The 17,187-nt window shown below is 44.2% G+C and carries 16 protein-coding genes, 1 pseudogene and 1 riboswitch; of the genes and pseudogenes, 13 read left to right on the top strand and 4 right to left on the bottom strand.

The window, feature by feature from the left end:
• The first annotated feature begins 29 nt into the window (after positions 1–29).
• On the top strand, positions 30–4,109 hold the full coding sequence (locus tag CRO25_RS30590) for an S-layer homology domain-containing protein (RefSeq protein ID WP_179132313.1): 4,080 nt from the start codon (positions 30–32) through the stop codon (positions 4,107–4,109).
• 133 nt (positions 4,110–4,242) lie between these two features.
• Here the strand turns inward: CRO25_RS30590 and CRO25_RS30585 are convergent, their stop codons facing one another.
• Together CRO25_RS30585 and CRO25_RS30580 are read right to left on the bottom strand one after the other, a co-directional pair.
• Positions 4,243–4,701, bottom strand: coding sequence for an OsmC family protein (locus CRO25_RS30585; protein ID WP_063565136.1), 459 nt, complete (start codon positions 4,699–4,701; stop codon positions 4,243–4,245).
• A 182-nt stretch (positions 4,702–4,883) separates the two neighbouring features.
• Entirely contained in the window at positions 4,884–5,801 is a 918-nt protein-coding gene (locus tag CRO25_RS30580) for an AraC family transcriptional regulator (protein ID WP_063565135.1), read from the bottom strand.
• A gap of 244 nt (positions 5,802–6,045) precedes the next feature.
• Between CRO25_RS30580 and CRO25_RS30575 the strand changes: the two genes are divergently transcribed.
• The 8 genes and pseudogenes from CRO25_RS30575 (at position 6,046) to CRO25_RS30540 (ending at position 11,715) form a co-directional block, all read left to right on the top strand.
• The gene (locus CRO25_RS30575; RefSeq protein WP_079697587.1) at positions 6,046–6,633 is read left to right on the top strand and encodes an NAD(P)H-binding protein; all 588 of its coding nucleotides are present in this window, start codon (positions 6,046–6,048) and stop codon (positions 6,631–6,633) included.
• 82 nt (positions 6,634–6,715) lie between these two features.
• A pseudogene (locus tag CRO25_RS30570) lies at positions 6,716–7,033 on the top strand (aldo/keto reductase); the annotation flags it as partial.
• A 106-nt stretch (positions 7,034–7,139) separates the two neighbouring features.
• The gene (locus CRO25_RS30565) at positions 7,140–8,117 is read left to right on the top strand and encodes an aldo/keto reductase (RefSeq protein ID WP_079697586.1); all 978 of its coding nucleotides are present in this window, start codon (positions 7,140–7,142) and stop codon (positions 8,115–8,117) included.
• A 108-nt stretch (positions 8,118–8,225) separates the two neighbouring features.
• Positions 8,226–8,326: riboswitch (guanidine-I (ykkC/yxkD leader) on the top strand.
• A gap of 95 nt (positions 8,327–8,421) precedes the next feature.
• On the top strand, positions 8,422–8,763 hold the full coding sequence (locus tag CRO25_RS30560; protein WP_063565132.1) for a multidrug efflux SMR transporter: 342 nt from the start codon (positions 8,422–8,424) through the stop codon (positions 8,761–8,763).
• Positions 8,760–9,074, top strand: coding sequence for a multidrug efflux SMR transporter (locus CRO25_RS30555; protein ID WP_079697585.1), 315 nt, complete (start codon positions 8,760–8,762; stop codon positions 9,072–9,074). Before CRO25_RS30560 ends, CRO25_RS30555 begins: the two co-directional genes overlap by 4 nt.
• Before the next feature lie 177 nt (positions 9,075–9,251).
• Positions 9,252–10,631, top strand: a complete 1,380-nt coding sequence (locus CRO25_RS30550) for a DEAD/DEAH box helicase (RefSeq protein ID WP_079697584.1) — start codon at positions 9,252–9,254, stop codon at positions 10,629–10,631.
• A gap of 174 nt (positions 10,632–10,805) precedes the next feature.
• Positions 10,806–11,135: an antibiotic biosynthesis monooxygenase gene (locus tag CRO25_RS30545; RefSeq protein WP_063565129.1), complete on the top strand. Its 330-nt coding sequence runs from the start codon at positions 10,806–10,808 to the stop codon at positions 11,133–11,135.
• A gap of 229 nt (positions 11,136–11,364) precedes the next feature.
• Positions 11,365–11,715: an MmcQ/YjbR family DNA-binding protein gene (locus CRO25_RS30540; protein WP_079697583.1), complete on the top strand. Its 351-nt coding sequence runs from the start codon at positions 11,365–11,367 to the stop codon at positions 11,713–11,715.
• A gap of 150 nt (positions 11,716–11,865) precedes the next feature.
• Here the strand turns inward: CRO25_RS30540 and CRO25_RS30535 are convergent, their stop codons facing one another.
• Positions 11,866–12,414, bottom strand: a complete 549-nt coding sequence (locus CRO25_RS30535) for a TetR/AcrR family transcriptional regulator (RefSeq protein WP_079697582.1) — start codon at positions 12,412–12,414, stop codon at positions 11,866–11,868.
• A gap of 202 nt (positions 12,415–12,616) precedes the next feature.
• Between CRO25_RS30535 and CRO25_RS30530 the strand changes: the two genes are divergently transcribed.
• Positions 12,617–13,792 (top strand): MFS transporter, encoded by a 1,176-nt coding sequence (locus CRO25_RS30530; protein ID WP_079697581.1) that lies wholly within the window; start codon positions 12,617–12,619, stop codon positions 13,790–13,792.
• A gap of 86 nt (positions 13,793–13,878) precedes the next feature.
• Complete coding sequence (locus CRO25_RS30525; protein WP_079697580.1) at positions 13,879–14,349, top strand: GNAT family N-acetyltransferase; 471 nt, start codon at positions 13,879–13,881, stop codon at positions 14,347–14,349.
• A 90-nt stretch (positions 14,350–14,439) separates the two neighbouring features.
• Here the strand turns inward: CRO25_RS30525 and CRO25_RS30520 are convergent, their stop codons facing one another.
• A complete protein-coding gene (locus CRO25_RS30520; RefSeq protein WP_079697579.1) occupies positions 14,440–15,036 on the bottom strand; it encodes a TetR/AcrR family transcriptional regulator in 597 nt (198 codons plus the stop codon).
• Between the two features lie 128 nt (positions 15,037–15,164).
• Here CRO25_RS30520 and CRO25_RS30515 point away from each other — a divergent pair, with 128 nt between their 5' ends.
• Both CRO25_RS30515 and CRO25_RS30510 read left to right on the top strand, forming a co-directional pair.
• Complete coding sequence (locus CRO25_RS30515; protein ID WP_079697578.1) at positions 15,165–15,746, top strand: cysteine hydrolase family protein; 582 nt, start codon at positions 15,165–15,167, stop codon at positions 15,744–15,746.
• Positions 15,747–15,781: 35 nt separating this feature from the next.
• Complete coding sequence (locus CRO25_RS30510) at positions 15,782–17,044, top strand: cytochrome P450 (protein ID WP_079697577.1); 1,263 nt, start codon at positions 15,782–15,784, stop codon at positions 17,042–17,044.
• Positions 17,045–17,187: the final 143 nt, after the last annotated feature.

The raw sequence follows: 17,187 nt of genomic DNA, 5'->3' as shown, positions 1-17,187 counted from the left end.
GCTTTTATATGGGAGAGGGGTTAGACAACTTGAAAGACATCAATCAACGCTGGGTAGCGACGATCCTTGTGGCAGTAATGGTTATCCAATCATTCTGGACATTTGCAGGAATCGGACATGCTGCAGCATCAGAAAACCTTAACACCAGCAATTTAGCGAAAAACGTGGTGATCAGCCATTTTTATGGAGGCAAAAAAGACGACGTACTCGACGTGTACGGCAACGACTTTGTAGAACTATATAATCCGACAGCAGAACCTGTTTCGCTGAACGACTGGTCTATACAATTTGCTGATAACCAAAAGAATAACTGGAAAGTAGCTCATCTAGGGACAATGACTGCCCAGATTCCGGCATTTGGTTATTATCTGATTGCGCTTGGCAGCAACGGCAACGTGGGAGGGCAACTTCCACAGCCGGATGCCAGCGATGCTTCATTTAAACTAGATAACAAAAGTGGAAAGCTGGTCTTGTTGAATATGACACAATTGTTGACGACCAGCGATCCGATGTCTGATTCTTTACAGGAACATGTGATTGATTTTGTTGGATATAATGCGGATGCTTATTGGGGAAGTCCGGCTCCAGAAGCGGGCAAACAAAACACCATGCAACGATTGGTGTTCGATCCGCTGAACCCGGAGAAATCCACTAAAGAAGCTGCGTTCCCGAATCACGGAAACAACTGGGACACTCGGAATAACGGAAATGACTTCGAGAAGGTCAAAGACGCGAAGGCTCGCAATTCAAGCACAACTTCCGCCTATGTCATTCTGGAAAGTAATCAAAGGTTAGAAATGCAATCGGCTTCGAGCGTAGATCCTGTACATAACAAGATTGTGTTGAATGCATTTGGAGGCTTGGTTAAGCAGGGACCATGGTCATCCGACGACTTCAGTGTGCTCGGCCTCCCGGCAGGATTCACTGCTGAAGCCAATGCGAACGGAGATCAGATCGAAGTGACCATAACTGGAGACGATACCGGGAATGTGGTTTCAGACAGCCTTCTGACATTTGAGATTCATCCTGGTGCGTGGGATCAAGTACACAGACCAACCTCATCCTTAACGGTGTATCAAGGAAGCAACACCGTAACTTTGGCTCAATTCACACCATCCAATAAGATTGTAGCAACATTGGACTCCTCATCGTCCAACATTCGTATGAACAGCGCGAAGGACTTAAATACCACGATCCAACTCAATCTTAGCGCCGGCGTTCCCGTGGATGGGGTATTGGACTCGAATGCTTACAGTGTGACGGGCCTTCCTGAGGGAGACTGGAGTATTCAGGCTGAGGGCCGAAGCAGTGATCGTACAATTACGCTATCCATTTCGGGTACATCCACTTCTGCTGTCATGAACTCCGTCATGTTGAATGTGACGTTAATGGCTGAGGCTGTGCAGGATCCGGACTGCCTGGCTTCGGAAGTGATCAGCGTCCCCCTGCTTCGGTACAGTCAACCACTTCTTGCTGATGAGAATCGCAAACATGTCGTTGAAAACAGCATCATAGCGGACAATACAGGTTTTAATGACCCTGCCACCAAAGAATATAAATATGGAAGTGACGCCATGGGAGCGAATGAATATACCTTCCTGCGTGGTACACATTCCTTATTCAAGGCTGATCTGGCAGCGGGTCTTATTCCTTCACCGAATTCGGTCATTCCAGGCTGGAATGAGAAGGAAATCCTTACGTACACGCAAGGCGATGCCCATATTCAGAATGTGGGAACTTTTAACGACAGTACTAATCAAATGGTGTTCAGCTTGAACGATGTGGATTCTTCCGGCATCGGCAGCTTTTATGATGATCTGATTCGCTTTGTTACAAGTATTTATGTAGTCAAATACGAAAAAGACAGCTCTGCGATTACCAATCTGCAGGACGCCGATTTCCGGGACGTATCTCGTACTTTTCTAGATACCTATAAGGATACTCTGATAAAGATTAATAGCGAGATAAGCCCCAAAAACACTAAGTTGACCAAAAGCAATGTAACTCCATATACGAAAGAGGTCATGGACAAAGTCTCCAAAGTGTCTTATGAGGAAGCATTGCAAAAGTTGCTCGGGAAGCGGGCACTTGATGGAAAATTAAACATTGCCGGCAACTCCGATAAGTTTGAAGCCGCTACAGATGCGGAGAAATCTTCCCTGCAAGACGCTTGGGAAGCATACAAATTGCAAGTCAGAAGCAATTTCCTCAATCTGAGCGATGGTGAATTCGATGCCTATTTTAAGATAAAGGATATTGTACGCCGTATTCATCAGGGAATTGGCAGCATTGGGGTTGAACGCTACAATGTGTTAATCGAAGGAGCAAGTGAGGCCAATACGGATGATATTCTGCTCGACGTGAAAGAGCAGACCCGGGACGCCAATTTATCGAAAGATGCTTATCTTAAAACTTCAGTTGATCCCGATTCTTATCTGGGTGTACTCGAAGCAATGAATCGCTCGTATCTGATCAAGGAAGTCTCACCTTTTAAAGGGGATTACACGGATAAGCCGTTTAAGAACAAGCAAGAGCTGGAGCAGTATTTGGTCGATGCAGCCAAGGCTTACGCTTATGCAAGCTCGCGCTTGGACAAGGTATCCGATGAGTTGAACTACCGTTTTGAGGAACGTTTTGTAACAAATATCGTACCCATCTGGGATAATTTGCAGAACTTTATTCTTAATGCAGCGGAGGATTACTCCCACCAGGTCGCAGCTGATTTTGCGCTTGTGAAGGAAGATATGCGAACCGGGAAGCTGATTGACGTTTCCACATTGGATGATTTATCTGTTGATCAAGGCGCTTTGACTCCAGCATTCAATCCTGCAATCACGGCGTATACTCTGAATGTTGAACAAGCAACAGACTCCATCAGTATTACGGCGAAGGCTACGGATAGCCAAGCTACTTTGTCTGCTAAAGGTGAACCCTATGCAAACGGAATAAATCAATCTTTCGGGTTGTCTGTTGGAAAAAATGTAATTCCAATTACGGTGCAAGCACGTAATGGATCAAGCAAGACTTACAGTATAACTGTCGTCAGAGCCGGAGATTCCACCTCAGTTCCACCAACGTCTTCGACTCCTTCAACTCCAAGTGGAGGAACGAATGGTGATCAAACGGGTACCAATGCCAACAGTGGAACGATTAGTGTGAATGGTGGATCGTTGAGCTTGGGCGGAGTCAAAATCAATGTGCCAGCCGGAGCGATGGAGAGCAGCATCGTCATTTCCGTAAATAAAGTAAGCCAAACGTTGAATCTGTTTACCGATTCCACATTGAAACTGCTCGGAGATGTCTATGAGATTACTGCAAGCAAGAGCGGGAATTTCAGCAAACCGGTAACTGTCACCTTGCCATTCGACAAGAACAAGGTGGACTTTGACAAATCAATAGTGGGATTGTATTGGTTCAACGAGCAGGCCCAAAAGTGGGTTTCACTCGATAATATGAAAGTGGATCAAATGAATGGAACGGTATCAGGAACCATTAATCATTTTACCAAGTTTGCTGTTCTGGTATCCGATAAGACCGTAACGCAAGCTCCGGAAGGAACCAAGAATTTCACGGATCTCGTAGGACATTGGGCTTCCGGCAGTATTATGGATTTGGTTGAACTCGGTGTGATCCAGGGTTATCCGGATAACAGTTTCAGACCGGATAAAAAAATTACCAGAGCCGAATTTGTTACTCTTATCATTAAGGCTTTACATCTGCAAGGCTTTGCTGACAAAGGATTTGCGGATACTACGACGCATTGGGCGCAAGACGCAATTTCCACTGCGGCAGGTCTGGGCATTGTGAATGGATATAGTGATAACACATTTGGTCCAGACGAATTGGTGACTCGCGAGCAAATGGCGACAATGGTCGTTCGTGCAGCGCAGATCGCGGATTCAGATACTAATATCAGCTTCTCCGATGGCGCTGAAATATCCGGTTGGGCACGTTCAACACTTGCTGCGGCCATTACCAATGGGCTCGTTAACGGTTATCCAGACGGAACATTGAAACCGAAAGGGAATACAACTCGCGCAGAAGCTGCTGCACTCATCGAAAGAACTATTCAATTCACAAAACAATTCACAAAACAATTCACAAAATAATTAACAAAATAAATCCAAGATTTTAAAAAAGGCTGCTCACCAGCAAGTTTAACTTGCTGGGAAGCAGCCTTTCTGTATTGTTTGTATGTTTTTGTATTGCTTGTATCTTTTTGTATCTGGTTCATTCGTTTTGTTACAACGATATCCCATTTTCGATAATGACGCGATTGAGCTTGGTATTCACCGGATTGGAAATCGTATCACCCACAGGACATTTACTTTCTAGAAATTGTACAAATGATTCAACTTTTTCTTCAGATGAGCTGGTTTTGATATAAAACGTGTATCGGATATCGGAATAACCGGGGCGTACATCAGATCGGTTAAAAAATCCATCAAGATCCAGTTCACCTTCAACTTCAACTCTGAAATCATCAAGTACAACATCGAATTTGGATGCATAGACCCGGGCCACAATGGATTGACATGCGCCAAGGGAGGCAAGTAGAGCTTCTACAGGATTCATTCCTGTATCCGTACCACCGAGGTTTGTTGGCTCATCGATGATCAGTTCGAATTGTCTTGCTTTGGTGATTACTTTAACCCCATCTTGTAGGTGTGCAGTAGCTTTGAAAGTCTGAACATTAGCCATCCGATACCTCTCCTTTATAAAACATTGTATGTAACTTGGTTTAGTATGGATTATAGTTCCATGAATCACAAGTTGTAAATATAAGGATGGGAATAGAATAAGATAGTCACTCTTTAAATTAAAAAATGGATAGCGTATTGGCTATCCATTTCTCTAACATTTCAACTTCTCAGCCGGTGTACTTATTCACTCATAACATGATCATATTTTTCCTTCAAACGTTTGATATCTGCTCTCGGCGGCGCGCCGAACATGCGGGAGTACTCCCGGCTGAATTGCGACGCACTCTCGTAACCAACCCGGAATGCTACATCCGCAGCATCAGCTGACTCAGCCATAAGGAGTCGACGTGCTTCCTGAAGCCTCAGCTGCTTCTGAAACTGAAGTGGGCTCATGGCGGTAATTTCTTTGAAATGTCGATGGAACGAGGACACACTCATATTGGCTGTCTCCGCAAGATCTTCGATTCGAAAAGGTTGCTCCCAATGTCGAACAATATGCTCAATGGCTTCCCGAATCCGGTAGCTGCTGCTGCCTTCCACGGCAATCTGGGCCAGTTCAGCTCCATAAGGTCCCTGCAAAAGCCGGTACAGGATCTCCCGCGTATAGAGTGGGGCAAGGAACGGGATTTCTCCTGGTGTATCCAGCAGCCGAACCAATCGAAGTACAGCATCTTGAATGGAGGGCTCCATCTGTCCAACAAATAGGGCGCGTCTGGCGTTTTCTTTAGACGTGACCTTAATATTACATTCATTCAGTACTTCAAGAATCTGGTTCTGTGTAAACTCAAGCTTCAGACTCAGGTAAGGCATATCAGTGGATGCTTTTATAATCTGACCAATCACTGGCAGGTTCATAGAAGCAATCAGATAATTGGAAGGTCCGTATTCGAATCTTTCCTGTGCCAGCAAGATTTCTTTCAAGCCTTGAACGATCACACAAAAGGAAGGCTTGTAAACCCTGTAAGCAGGTTCACTTATGCTGGAATGCTGATAGACATACAGGGAAGGGATTACCGTTTCCTTAGAGCTGTTATGAATGGAATGGCGCTTGATTAGTTCGGTGAGTTCCTGTTTCTGCTGCACTGCGTTATCGGACATACATATCCTCCTTGCAAGTTGTTCTTGCTTCATTATAAGACTTAACGACCTTAGACAAAAGTGGGCCTGAGAGGATCAGGCAATCAATTAAGACAAATGATATACCGCTTCGCTCCTTCAGTTCGGCATAATAATATTAGGCTCGCAGAATCAAGCAAGGGGACGCAAAAAGGCAATCAGCCAGCAAACCTGTAGTACTTCTACGAAAACAGAAAATTTATCCTGAACAAAAGGAGGTATGGGAATGAGTCATGTATTAGTTTTGGGTGCCAACGGTCAAATCGCCCGCGAAGCGATAGACTTGTTTCTCAAGGAAACCGATGTCAGGCTAACACTCTATTTGCGGAAATCCAGCAGGCTTGGAAATATCGATTCGAATCGTGCGCGTGTGATCGACGGTGACGTGATGGATCAAGTCAAATTGAAAGACGCCATGAATGGCGTGGACGTTGTCTATGTCAATCTTGCAGGTGATCTGGAACAGTACGCCAGAACCATCGTGGAAACGATGAAATCTGCAGGAGTGAAACGACTGATTTTTATCAGTTCTATGGGGATCTACGATGAAGTGCCTGGACAGAAGTACAGCAGTATATTGGACCCTTATCGTAAAGCAGCTTCCATTGTTGAAGCTTCAGATCTAGATTATACAATCTTACGGCCAGCGTGGTTTACCAGATCAAACGAGATTGATTATGAAATAACCCAGAAAGGCGAGCCTTTCAAAGGAAGCGAAGTATCCTGCAAAAGCGTGGCCGTTCTGGTGGTTAAGCTGGCAGAGTCACCAGAACTGGAAATACGACGCAGTCTTGGTGTGAGTAAACCCCATTAATTCAGTGTACTCCTAAATGGAGATAATAAATTCATGTACATTAGTTCACATTCACATCATTTGAATGAAGAAAGGAAGTTATATGATGCAAAAACGAACACTGGGAAATAACGGGTTAGAAGTATCGGCAATTGGGCTTGGTTGTATGGGAATGAGCTACGGGTATGGTCCGGCTTCGGACAAAACGGAGATGATCGCGGTCATACGGGAAGCTGTTGAACGCGGTGTAACTTTCTTTGATACCGCCGAGGTCTATGGTCCATATATCAATGAAGAACTCGTCGGCGAAGCACTTTCCCCTGTACGTGATCAGGTTGTCATAGCGACAAAGTTCGGATTTGACATTCAAGGTGGCAAACAGAGCGGGATGAATAGCCGCCCTGAGCAGATCAGCAAATTGTAATCGAGAGATTGGAGTCCCAGATCAAATGGGAAGAAAATCCGATTTTCAAAGAATTGTATCTCAGTTATTGGATAAAATTAACTTCATAAAGGAGTGTTTTAACATGGAATATGTAAAATTGGGTCGTACCGGACTGGACGTTTCGAGATTATGTCTTGGTTGCATGAGCTATGGAGTCCCTGAACGCGGAATCGCTCCATGGTCGTTGAATGAGGAAGAGAGTCGTCCTTTTATACAAAAAGCGCTGGACTTGGGTATTAACTTCTTTGATACAGCCAACGTCTATTCGGATGGTACAAGCGAAGAAATCGTGGGTCGTGCGTTGAAGGATTTTGCTCGTCGTGATGAGGTTGTTATTGCAACAAAGGTTTACTTCCGCATGAAGCCGGGGCCAAATGGTGCAGGTTTGTCGAGAAAAGCCATTATGAATGAGATTGATAACAGCTTGAAGCGCCTAGGCACCGATTATGTGGATCTGTATCAGATCCATCGATGGGACAGCAGTACTCCAATAGAAGAAACGATGGAGGCCCTTCATGATGTTGTTAAGGCGGGGAAAGTCCGTTATATAGGAGCTTCTTCAATGTACGCCTGGCAGTTTATGAAGGCTCAGCATACGGCGGAACGCAACGGCTGGACCCCATTTGTCTCCATGCAGAATCTATTGAATCTGATGTATCGGGAAGAAGAGCGGGAAATGCTGCCTCTCTGTCGTGAAGAGGGAGTGGGTGTAATTCCATGGAGTCCTCTTGCCAAAGGGCGTCTTACTCGGGATTGGGATGAGAAAACAGCCCGTTCATCGAACGACGAAGCAGGAGACCGACTTGCTGCGGGAATGGTTGATGCCGATCGTAAAATAGTGGAGACTGTCGCTGATATTGCGAACAAACGAGGTGTTTCCAGAGCAACCGTTGCACTGGCATGGGTATTGCAAAAAGAAGGTGTCACCGCACCAATTGTTGGTGCAACAAAAGAACATCATCTGGAGGATTCCGTAACAGCCTTGTCCGTGAAGCTAGATGCGCAGGAGATTGCAAGCTTGGAGGAATACTACGTACCACACAAAATATATGGCATGTAAGTTCCCTCTAGCCCAGTAACGGAAAAAGGTTATCCTACTTAAATTACAATGTGCCAAAGGGTTGCCAATCAAAAAGAATTGTGTATAATTGGAGTCACATCAAAATATTCAAATGTTTTCTAGGGTTCCGCGACAGTTATGTCGGTCTGGTCCGAGAGAAAACTCACAGCCTATTGGTTGTGTCACGGAGGGACAAAAGCCTGGGAGATGAACTGCTTAATGCAGTTTGTTTCCCGGGCTTTTTTATTTTGGCTTCATGTAACTAATAATACACGTAGCAAAATTTGATAAGGAGTGTGTAGAAATGAACAAAACCTGGTTGTCCGTCGTTATTGCAGCTTTATTTGAAGTCGGTTGGGTCATTGGATTGAAACATGCCAGTGGTTTTCTGGAGTGGGGAGCTACACTGATCGCCATTATTGTCAGCTTCACCTTGATGATTGCAGCATCCCGCTCACTTGATGTAGGGACTGTATATGCGGTATTCGTTGGATTGGGTACAGCAGGGACTGTACTGGCAGAGATTATATTGTTTGATGCGGCGATTCAATCTGGGAAAATGCTGCTCATTGGGGTTCTTTTATTGGGCGTAATCGGTCTTAAAATGCTCAGCAAAGGAAAAACAAAGGAGGTACATGAATCATGAACTGGGTATTTCTTATTTTGGCAGGTGTCTTTGAAATGATTGGAGTTCTGATGATAAATAAATTGCACAAAGATCGTAACCTGATGTCAATCATACTATTGGTTGCGGGTTTTGGACTAAGTTTTCTCTTCCTATCGCTTGCGATGAAGACTCTTCCGATGGGAACGGCATACGCCGTATGGACGGGAATCGGAGCTTCCGGGGGAGCTATTCTCGGCATGATATTTTATGGAGAATCTCGAAATGCGTTAAGAATTCTGTTTATTGCCATGGTGCTTGGATCAGCAGTAGGGTTGAAACTGGTAAGTTAATAGATTGATGTTTCATCGTTTGTTCAGAGCTAATTGTTGTTCAACCAAAATGGCATCCAGGGCTGAATTTTCAAAATATGATATACAGAAGTGCTTTTTAATGTTATCCTTATGTGTTACGTTTTGAAATGAGATATACGTCAAATGAATATTTGTTGCGTAAATTAAGGAGACCTAATGACATTTAAAGACTTGAATATTATACCCGCAATTTTGGAAGGCTTAAGCAAAGCAAACTATACTGCCCCTACACCTATACAGGAACAGGCGATTCCGGCCGTATTGGCAGGCAGAGATTTGCTTGGCTGTGCGCAAACAGGTACAGGCAAGACGGCAGCATTTTCTGTGCCTATCATTCAGTTATTAAGCGAAAATTCGAACGGCCCCAAAGCCGCACGCCATATTCGCTCATTGATTTTAACACCAACAAGAGAACTTGCGATTCAGATTTCAGATAATATTAAGGCATATAGCCGTTTTACCGATATTCGTTGTGCCGCAATCGTTGGTGGCGTTTCACAGAAAGTCCAGGAGCGTGCGCTCAATCAAGGTGCAGATATTATTATTGCAACGCCCGGTAGACTGATTGACTTGGTCAATCAAAAGCGTATTGATCTGAAACATGTGCAAATACTGGTTCTTGATGAAGCAGACCGCATGTTGGATATGGGCTTCATTCATGATGTGAAACGAATCATTGCGAAGATGCCGAGCAAGAAACAGACGTTATTCTTCTCAGCTACAATGCCTCCTGAAATCACAAAAATGGTAAAAACACTGCTCGTTGATCCGGTAAAAGTAGAAATTACACCCGTCTCCTCCACAGTGGATCGAATTGAACAGTCTGTGTATTTATTGGAAAATGGTAAGAAACAGAATCTGTTGAATCATATCTTGCAGGATAAATCTATTGTTTCGGCATTGGTATTCACTCGTACAAAGCGCGGAGCTGACCGTGTAACTCGCGATTTGTCCAAAGTGAATATTACGGCGCAGGCCATTCATGGCAACAAATCTCAAAATGAGCGTCAAAGAGCCTTGAATAATTTCAAAAGTGGAGTTACACGAGTACTGGTGGCGACGGATATAGCGGCAAGGGGCATTGATGTTGAAGAGCTGTCACATGTAATCAACTTCAACCTTCCTAATATTCCGGAAACGTATGTCCACCGAATTGGCCGTACAGGTAGAGCAGGGCATAGCGGAATGGCGATTTCCTTTTGTGAAAAGGAAGAACTTCCGTTCCTGAAGGATATTGAGAAAGTAATCAAGAAGACCATCCCTGAAGTAAAAAATCATCCTTATCCGATGACAAGTGTGCCTGCTTTTGTAAAATCGAATCAAACATCGAAGTCTGCATCTCATAAATCTGCTGCCGATAAACCTGCGAAGTCAAAAGCGAATCCGGCTCGCAAACCTAAATCCGAGTGGTTTAAGAAGAGCGGTAAAGCTAATCACAGTAAGCCAAACGGTAGTAAGCCAAATAGCGGTAAACCAAACCACAATAGTACAAGTCACAGTAAACCAAAGAGCAGCAAAGTGAATAAAGCTCTCTAAAATAACGAGCAAATGCCTTCTCCATTTCGTGGAGGAGGTTTTTTTATGAACACAAAATCGATACGATATTGATAATCATTTTCAATAAGAATAAAATAATAGAGAGGAACTTAAAAAATATCCCAAGACCATTGTATCCAAGCAGTGACTTGAGGAAATCAGGAGGCGTAATTCATGTTCATTCAAACTCGCGTTATGGTAGTCGAAAAGGGCCATAGTCATAAACTGGTGGAACGTTTCAGTGCCCCTAGCCCTGTAGAGGAAATGCCGGGACTGATTGATTTCAGTGTAATGGTTAATAAAAAAAGTAAAGAACACGAAGAAGTGATGGTGCTGATTCGTTGGGAATCGGAAGAAGACTGGAAGAATTGGGAGAAAAGCGACGTGCATATTAAAGGTCATAAGGAGAAAAGAGGACAGGAGAAACCCGAGTATCTGATTAGCACTACGGTAAATATGTACGAAGTACAGAAAGTGAAGACAGCTAGAGTATCGAATGCATAATTCGAATGATGAAAAACCGATTTCATGAATTATTCCATGGAGTCGGTTTTTTTGTTGTATGTCCATATAAGTTGCGTAGCATCAAGGAAGCTGTCTGAGAAGATGATGCCTGTGATACAGGAAGAATAGTTGAAATGAAATGCTTGATATTTACATGCAAACGTACATTCGGTATCATTAGATTGGGTAGGGAAAGTTGTTGTCTTCTGCGCAAAGGAGAGATACTGAATTGAAGAATAAGATTATAGAGTACTGTTTGAAGAAAAAAGGTGCAACGAAGGATTATCCCTTCGGAGCCGATCCTGTTGCTATGAAAATTGCAGGGAAAATGTTTGCGCTTATTTTTGAGGACAAGGTGGATAACGTTCGCTTGAACTTAAAATGTGATCCGATCATTGCGGAAAACCTGAGAGAGCAGCATGAAGCCGTTCAACCGGGGTATCATATGAACAAAAAACATTGGAATACCATTGTTCTAGATGGTTCCTTGTCGGAGCAGGATATCTTTGTTATGATTGACCATTCGTACGATTTGGTTGTCAAAACTCTGTCCAAGAGTCTTTTGGAATCCATATCTTAATTAGACCACATGCAATAACAATTTAGACAGCAGGTGGTCGGCGCCAATTGCAGAAAAATCAGCTTTTTTCGAAAAGTAATAGCGGTAGTCCCAGGATGTTAACTTCGTATCCTGAGACTACCGCTGTTTTGGTTACGTGCACATTGCACGTTATCCCAAATTCATTTTGATTAATTCTCCTAATTGCGCAGACATGACTTCGGGTGGATGGGGCATTTCGTTCTTGATCCACCACTCAACGACCCCTACATAAGACATGACCACATATTGGAGAATGATATCCTCACTTAATCCGGATTTACTGGCCTGAGATAAGTGTACTTCCTCCTTGAAATCCTCATTAAGAAACTCAACCAGGCGGTTGCGAAATTGTACCGCTCCCTTACTGGCTATCATCGTCGAGAAGAACAAGTAATTCTTTTCCAGATAGGTAAACCAGGGAACGATGGATTCTTTCCATTCCAGGTCTGCAACCGAATGACAAATTTCACTTAATTCTTTGATATGCCCGTCAATGAGCTTGTCCAACAGATCATACTTATCGACGTAGTGCAGATAAATGGTGCCTCTGCTAACGTCCGCTCTATCCGAGATATCCTGTAGGGTAATATCATCGAAATTTTTTTCTGACATCAATTCAATCACTGCTGCTTTGATGGCTTCTTGTGATTTTCGAATTCTTCGATCCACTTTGGTCATGTGATTCTCACCAAACTTTCTAAAGATAATAAACAAATTTATGTTTAATGTTCACTAATTAACGAAACGCGTTCAATTAACAATGGTAAGCTTTCTTATTCTGTCTATAATTATTAACAGATGTTCATTAATATATCAATATTTGTTTTTATACAAAAACAGGTCAAAACATAGATTTCATAACTAGAGTGGGGGATGAATGATGCAACGTTTATGGACAAAGTCATTTATTCTGATGACGCTGGGTTTGCTGTTTTTATTTACTGCATTTTATATGCTGTATCCCACACTGCCGCTCTTCATTAAAGAGATGGGTGGCAATGAAAAACAGGTGGGCTTGGCCATGGGAGCTTTAATGTTATCTTCCGTCATCCTTCGTCCTTTTGTCGGTGGACTACTGGATCGATTCGGCAGACGTCCGTTTATGATCGGAGGGTTGATTTTATTTATATTGGCGATGTACATGTACAACTGGGTTGGTGGAATTATCATGCTGATTGGACTTCGTATCGTGCATGGAATGAGCTGGGCTGTATCCACAACTTCCATGATGACAGCTGTGACTGACATGATTCCATCGGCTCGGCGCGGGGAAGGTATGGGGTGGTTTAGCACCTCCATGACGCTGGCAATGGCGGTTGGCCCCCTGATTGGTCTGGGGATTATGCAAGGCACATCATATCAGACGATGTTTCTCTTTGCTGTTGGTTTGTCCGTCGTGGCCCTGCTTTTGACGCTGGGAGCCAAAATGCCATTTCAACCACATACGGACAGAAAGAAAATCCAAATCTTCGAAAAATCAGTCCTGCCTGTGATGGCGCCAATCTTTTTTCTTTTCATTGCATATGGTGGAATTACTACATTTGTACCCTTGTTTGCGGAGCAGATCAAAGTCAATTCTGGCACATTCTTTCTGGTCTATGCCGCGACACTTGCACTATCCCGGCCCATTGCGGGAAAGCTATCCGATAAGAAAGGAGAGACAGCAGTCATTCTCCCGGCGCTTATCATTACGATCATTGCTTTGATCGTGCTTAGCTTTGCAACCAGTTTGCTTGGCGTGCTCGCTTCAGCAGTTCTGTACGGGATCGGCTTTGGTTCCGCTCAGCCAGCTCTTCAGGCCATTACGCTCCGCCTTGCCCCCGAGGATCGGAAAGGGGCAGCCAATGCTTTCTTTTCAACGGCGACTGATCTCGGTATCGGACTGGGTGCGATGGTCTTGGGTCTGGTCTCTGAATACATGAGCTATCACATATTGTTTATGGTTAGTGCCTTGTCGGTCCTGGTTTCTTTTCTGCTTTTCATGATCTACGTAAGACGGTTGTTGAAAATCAAACAGACGTTGCCTGCCAAAACGAGTGATTCCGTTTCATTGTAGTTGAATGGTAGTGTGTTAAATCAGAATTGTAGTATAATTTGTGCAGTTAAGAGCAGCAATTATTTCATGATGCGGAGGCTTACTGCATGTTCATTAGAGAGATTGAAGAAAAAGATAATCAAGAAGTAGAGTCTCTGATTCGTAGTTGTTTGATCGAATTCGGGGCCAATAAGTCAGGAACGGCGTGGGCTGATCCGAATCTGGGCGATTTTTATCATCTTTATCAACGCGAGGGCTCCAGGTATTGGGTGGTTGAGCATAACTCAACCGTTGTAGCTGGCTGCGGTATCGGACCCGTGGAGGGATTTTCACATATTTGTGAATTGCAGAAGATGTATGCCTTAAAAGAAGCACGAGGTACCGGAATCTCCTATGAATTGCTTCGGATTTCCCTTGATTTTGCCAATGAACACTATGAACAATGTTATCTTGAGACGCTTAACAATATGGTTGCAGCCAACAAGTTCTATATCAAGAACGGTTTTATTCTTTTAGAAGAACCGTTAAATGCAACGGAGCATTTTGCTTGTGATGCATGGTATATCAAAACATTATAAATTCACACCTCATGCTCAAAAAGCCTGGTTCAAGCGGCAGATTGCCGACGATGAATTAGGCTTTTTTGCATTTTTATATACCCATATACCTTAAAGAAACGTCAAACAGAGCTGCTCCACTATGCGGTCGGGAGAGTTGCCGCGTACGTTTTTTTGAAACAGATACGAATCATTACTCATGGCAGTCAGAAGCATGTCCGTTTTGAACAAGCTGATGGCCTGCGATTCATCGCTCTCTGTTGCCATCTCTTCAAATAATCCAAATAGCTGTTGATGCAATTGGTCATAAAGAGGACTTGAGGTTCTGGACTCTGATCCTTGATATACTGCATTCTCGATGCCCGAGAGCAGCTCCGCATTTTTCTCTCTAAACTGGATAAACAACGTCAGCAGACCCCGCAATCGCTCAGATGGTGGATGCTGTGCGTTCTCCTGCACATATATCTCCACATCATCGAAGAACAGCGCTGCGTTATCTTTGATCAAGTCCATACATAACTCACTTTTATTGCGGTATCGGCGGTATAAGGTACCCGCTCCAATCTGCGCTTCGGAAGCGATCTGATTCATGCTGACCCGCTCGACGCCGTGCAGCTCGAATAATTTGCTAGCCACATCCAAGATACGTTGGCGATTCTCGGCGGCATCCCGTCGTTCCGAGCGAGAGGTTGTATTGGTTCTATCCATTATCGTCACTTCCTATCCTTCAACGTTCAAAATTTGACAAGGGGAGAACCCTCCGTTTAATATCAAGAAGAGGTTAAGCGGAGAGTTCTCCCCTTAATCTTAATCAAAATGAGAGGGATGTGCAACCCATGGAGAGTCATCATAACCACGCTGCACTTCTGGTCATGGATATGCAGAACATCATCGTGTCGCAATATGCGAAGCACGAGGATGCACTGTTCCCGTTTCAGAAAGCAGTAGAAACAGCTCGTAGACATAACGTACCCGTAATTTTTGTGAAGGTTGGTCATCGCGAGGATTCCCCTCCAATCAGTGAGCGTAACAAGTTGTTTGGAAAAAAGTCGAGCCGTGGTGGAGAGAACGCAGCCAATCCGGCGATGAAAGTGGCAATGGACATTCACGAATCGGTACAGCCGCTCCCAGGAGAGCTAATTGTGGACAAGTTCCGCGTCAGTGGATTCTCGGGAAGCAACCTGGAGACCCTTCTTCAATCCCATGGCATTAATACACTTATTCTTAGCGGTATCGCAACAAGTGGAGTAGTGCTGTCTACCTTGTGTGAGGCGGCGGATAAGGATTACGCGCTGACTGTACTTTCTGATGCTTGTCTGGATAGGGACCCTGAAGTTCATCGAGTTCTCGTAGAGAGCGTATTCCCCAAACAAGCTGATGTGATGACTGTAGATGATTGGATAAATTCATTAATGTAAACCAATAAAATGGTCGAAGCGAAGGGATGGTTATGATGAGTGAGTTAGATCTTAATGTTTCACAAAAAGCAGCACTGAGCCTGTTTAGTGGGGATAGTGGTGAAAATCCATTTTCACTGATCAAGCAATTGCGTGAAACAGGTCCTGTTATTCCAGTATCCTTACCAATGGGTGGTACAGATCGCGGGCAGTGGTTGGTCACACGAATGGAAGAAGCGTCACAGGTACTCAAAGATCATGCCCACTTCACAGTAGACCCACTCTCTATCGACGGCAATGAGAATATCCTGAAAGCCTATGTGGAAAACGTAGATCCAGATGCTCCTCCAACGTTCTTTACCGGAAAATCAATGCTCTCTGTAGATGATCCTGATCATCGGAGATTACGCCGACTGGTCTCCAAAGCCTTTACCCCCAAATATATGGAAAGTCTTCGTCCACGTGTGCAGCAGATCGCTGATGAATTACTGGATCAGGTTCAAGCCCAGGGCGAGATGGATTTGGTCAAGGACTACGCCTTTCCCTTACCGATTCATGTGATATCGGATATGCTGGGAGTACCTAAAGCAGATCGCCCGCAGATCCAGACCTGGTCCTCCGCGATTGCACACGGTCTGGGCCTCGGAGTGCGTGAACCGGGAGTGGAGGAACACCTCAAAGCCTTCGGTGACTATACCGCACAACTGGTAGCTGAGAAACGCAAACATCCTGCGGATGATTTGATCAGTCAGTTGATTGCTATAGAAGAAGAGGGCGATCGACTCAGTGAACCAGAACTGCTATCCATGATTACGTTATTGATCTTTGCTGGCCATGAGACGACATCTAATCTGATTGCTACGGGTGCAATGATGTTATTGGATCATCCTGAACAATTGGAGAAGCTTAAGGCTGATCTTAGTCTGGTACCTTCTGCTGTTGAAGAATTGCTGCGTTTTAACGGGCCTGCAACCATTGCTGGACCTCGTTTTGCGACTCAGGATATAGAGCTGGCAGGGCAACAGATCAAAAAGGGAGATATGGTCATCCCCGTGCTGAAATCAGCCAATCGGGATGAACTTCAATTTGAACAGCCAGAGGATCTGGATGTGACACGTCATATTAATCGTCATCTGGCTTTTGGTCATGGCATTCATTCCTGCTTGGGAGCTCCACTTGCTCGTGTGGAGGGAGATATCGCCTTTACAACATTGTTAAGACGCATGCCTAATCTGCGACTTAATGTTCCTCGGGAAAACATTGAGTGGCATTTGGCGCTAAGTTCGCAGAGCTTGGCTGCCTTACCTGTCGCATTTTAGCAGCAAGAGTTAGAGCTAAGCTTCTATTGGTAAGAAAAAAATAAATACACAAAAACCAGCTAATGTTTGTCAAGCATTTCTGGTTGGATGAGTTCTCTTTTCGTGGTATACTTTTTCCGACCAACACGAATAACCTCCACGGC

Origin of the sequence: Paenibacillus sp. RU5M, assembly GCF_900221055.1 — a bacterium.
GTDB classification, from domain to species: domain Bacteria; phylum Bacillota; class Bacilli; order Paenibacillales; family Paenibacillaceae; genus Paenibacillus; species Paenibacillus marchantiae.
Note: the sequence above shows the minus strand (reverse complement) of the source record. Positions and strands in the feature narration are given on the sequence as shown.